This is a genomic window from Vibrio sp. Y176 (assembly GCF_033438945.1).
The window spans coordinates 1-625 of the sequence record NZ_JAWOQS010000737.1 but is presented as its reverse complement, the minus strand read 5'-3'; the positions used below and the strand labels follow the sequence as shown (position 1 = coordinate 625).

Here is a 625-nt window from a genome sequence, read left to right as displayed (position 1 = left end):
TTCGAAACGTACGAACTAATATCCTCTGATTAAGTTAGGAAAAAAGGAGCCAAATGGCTCCTTTTCTTTGTTTTAGAGCGACTAGATTTTTAACGTAAAAATTCACTACTGACAGCACCTGTCATGCTCTTTCGGTAAATTCAGCCTCATCTATTTAACAAAGTTGAGGAATAATCCATGCTGACTATCAATTCATTCGTTCTCTATGTAGAAAACATTCACGTGAGCCAAACATTTTACTCGAGACTGTTTGATTGTGAGGTCACGCTTTTATCTCCTACATTTGCTTCTATGCCACTTTCCCATAGCGTCAAACTTACGCTCAAACAAAGTGACGCGCTCACTCCAGTCAGCATGGTGAAAGGTGGAGGAGCCGAGTTATCGTTGTCTGTAGCAGACGGACATCAACTGGAGCTGGTTTACAACAAGTGGAAAGAGATGGGCGTAGACTTTATTCAGCCACCAATGACCTCGGTGTATGGGTTAAATTTTGTAGCGACCGATCCTGATAAGCACCGCATTCGTGTGTTCACCAGTGAATAAAAATGCGTTAAAAATGCTTTTTACCATTCCCAACTAGACTTCAATAAATTAGACTCAGGGGACACTTATAAGCTGCGTTGTA

General features: G+C 41.1%; 1 protein-coding gene. It reads left to right on the top strand.

Annotated features, from left to right (window positions below; genetic code table 11):
* Positions 1-177 precede the first annotated feature (177 nt).
* A complete protein-coding gene (locus tag R7O13_RS28365) occupies positions 178-543 on the top strand; it encodes a VOC family protein (protein ID WP_025613071.1) in 366 nt (121 codons plus the stop codon).
* Positions 544-625 lie beyond the last annotated feature (82 nt).

Coding starts and splice junctions, on each gene's coding strand:
- R7O13_RS28365 (WP_025613071.1), top strand. CDS start 178: ATGCTGACTATCAATTCATTCGTTCTCTATGTAGAAAACATTCACGTG.